Source organism: Desulfofundulus sp., from assembly GCF_049701015.1.
Classification (GTDB): domain Bacteria; phylum Bacillota; class Desulfotomaculia; order Desulfotomaculales; family Desulfovirgulaceae; genus Desulfofundulus.
Window position 1 is genome coordinate 1 of sequence record NZ_JBNATZ010000420.1, and the last position, 2,541, is coordinate 2,541.

The following is a 2,541-nucleotide window of genomic DNA, read 5'->3' on the forward strand; positions in this document are numbered from 1 at the left end:
ATCACCTGGTGCAAAAGAAAGTTGCTTATGGCGCCACATATGAGTACCTTAACTCCCAGACGGGCAAGTTGTTCAATCCGGGGAGGCCACCCTGAATCATCCAGCCTTACGTGCTTTCTGGAAATAATTTGGCCCCGGCTGATTTCCACCACCAGCGCTTCCTGAGCCACATCGAAGAGGGGGGATATGCGATTGCTCCACCTGGCGAGAGCAACTTTCATAATTTTACACCCCGTCCAAGTCGTTTCATATCTGGCAGCAGCAATGCCTCTTCAGTTTGCAACCCCGTCTGTTCCCATTACCCCGTGCAAAGAACGTGCCAGAGTAAAAGTGAGGGCGGCGAAGGCCCCCGTCGTCCGAATACCCCGCGGCCTCACCCGTCCACATTTCCCTGGGCAAAACGGTGGCGACTCAATTGCAAAGTGCACCCGTTCCAAGCATATTGCTATTGCAAAATGCAACTTTATTCTGCCCTGTTCAAACTGTCACTGGCCGGGATTTTTATGCCATATCGCTTCATTTTGCGCCATAGCGTGGTCTTGTCAATGCCCAGTTCCCTGGCTGCCAGACTGCGTTTCCCCCGGTTCCTGATAAGCGCTTCATAAATCATCCGGGCTTCCATTTCGGCCAGGGTTTTGCCTTTCCCGGGACAGGGTCCATCACCAGCGGTCTGCAGATAAGGAGGCAGGTGCTCCGGTTTGATGAGCCCACCTTTGCAAAGGATAAAGGCATGTTCAATGACATTTTCCAGTTCCCGTATATTACCTGGGAAGTCGTGCTGCCATAACAGGGCCAGGGCTTCTTCAGAAATTCCATCAATGGCTTTGCCCCGCAGGATGTTTAACCTGTCGATAAAATGTTCCACGAGTAGAGGAATGTCTTCCTTGCGCTCAGATAAAGGAGGCAGTGTAATTTTAATCACATTGATCCGGTAGTACAAATCCTGACGAAATAAACCCTTTTCTACCAGCGCGGCCAGGTCTTTATTGGTAGCTGCCAGTACCCGTACATCGGCCTTTACCGGACGCACGGCACCCAGAGGTTCGAATTCTTTTTCCTGTAACACCCGCAAAAGTTTTACCTGTAAAGCCGGAGAAATGTCGCCAATTTCATCCAGGAAAAGAGTTCCCCCTTGAGCCCTGGCAAAACGACCGGGCTTGCTCTTCCTGGCATCGGTAAAGGCGCCTGCCTCATAACCGAAAAGCTCCGACTCCAGCAAAGTATCCGGAAGGGCGGCACAATTTACGGCTACAAGGGGTTTATCCCTTCGCGGGCTTAAATTATGAATGGCCCTGGCTAACAGTTCCTTTCCCGAACCGGTCGGACCTTCAATCAACACCGTGCTATCACTTTCCGCTATGTCTGGAAGAATCGAAAATATTTCCTGCATCCTGTGATTCCTGCTTATGATATCGGCAAAAGTATAGCGCCCCCGCAATTCTCTGCGTAATTCTTCAACCAGGGAGAGGTCGCGGAAGGTTTCCACACCGCCGATGACCTGCCGGGCCTCGTTCCTGAGTATGCCGGTGCTTATGCTGATGGGAACTTTTTTACCGTAAGCATTAACAATATAAACAGCCCTGTTTATCACCGGACAACCGGTTTCCAGAGTATGTTTCAACGCACATTCCCTCTCGCAAATGCTGGCGCGAAATACTTCCCAGCAAAAACGCCCGACGGCTTCTTCACGGGGGACCCCTGTAATTTCCTCCGCAGCCCGGTTAAAGAAAGTAATGCGCCAATCGAGATTAACAGTAAAAACACCATCGCTGATACTGTTTAAGATAACCGGGATAATATCAGCTGCTACATCCATACCGGATTCAGCCCTCAAGACATTTATTACATATGTCCATATTAGCATTACGGTTGCCAAAAAGCAATAATTTAAAACGTGTCATTTCGGACTGTGTGTAAGGTTAAATAAGGAAACAGGCAGGAAACAGCCTGGTTGACGGCGAATCTTTAAGCCGTGCTTTCTGGCCTCTGATGGCAGCTCCGTTACAGAAGTTATAGCCCCGGCAACGGTGAAGAAAACGTATTTAGAAAACGTATGTAGAAAACGTATTTCGACCTGTGGGTGTTCTGCGGTGGGCTCTAAGTGGGGCATAATATGTGAGAGCCTCCGCGGGGCGAGGGACAGGATGTGCAGGTATGGACCCGGCCGGCAGGACCGGGAGCTGGTGTTCTGTACCGGCCGGTGTTGAAGCTGAAAGAGGGATTGATCGTGCGGGCAGTAGTTCAGCGGGTGACCAGAGGTTCAGTTACGGTTGGTGGAGAGCGGGTGTCGGTTACCGGACCCGGGCTCGTGGTGCTGCTGGGGGTGGGGCGGGAAGACGGCGTTGAGGACGCCCGCTACCTGGCGCAAAAAGTGGCCGGTTTACGCATATTTGAGGACGAGCAGGGTAAAATGAACCGCTCGGTGCTAGACACCGGAGGGGAAATGCTCGTTGTCTCCCAGTTCACTCTTTACGGGGATTGCCGGCAGGGCAGGCGGCCGGGTTTTGACCGGGCCGCCAGGCCGGAACCGGCCCGTGAGCT

3 protein-coding genes are annotated in these 2,541 nt (G+C 52.1%); 1 reads left to right on the forward strand and 2 read right to left on the reverse strand.

Going from position 1 to position 2,541, the window contains the following annotated elements; all coding sequences use genetic code 11:
* Both ACPLUI_RS15065 and ACPLUI_RS15070 read right to left on the reverse strand, forming a co-directional pair.
* Positions 1–221, reverse strand: a 221-nt coding sequence (locus ACPLUI_RS15065; RefSeq protein ID WP_424661056.1) for a NifB/NifX family molybdenum-iron cluster-binding protein, incomplete at its 3' end; no start/stop codon positions are given.
* A gap of 242 nt (positions 222–463) precedes the next feature.
* A complete protein-coding gene (locus tag ACPLUI_RS15070; protein WP_424661057.1) occupies positions 464–1,816 on the reverse strand; it encodes a sigma-54 interaction domain-containing protein in 1,353 nt (450 codons plus the stop codon).
* Positions 1,817–2,227: 411 nt separating this feature from the next.
* Between ACPLUI_RS15070 and dtd the strand changes: the two genes are divergently transcribed.
* The coding region (gene dtd, locus ACPLUI_RS15075; RefSeq protein ID WP_424661058.1) for a D-aminoacyl-tRNA deacylase at positions 2,228–2,541 on the forward strand (314 nt) is incomplete at its 3' end.

Excerpts from the sequence above, each read along its gene's own strand:
- ACPLUI_RS15070 (WP_424661057.1), bottom strand. The coding sequence starts at position 1,816 with ATGGATGTAGCAGCTGATATTATCCCGGTTATCTTAAACAGTATCAGC.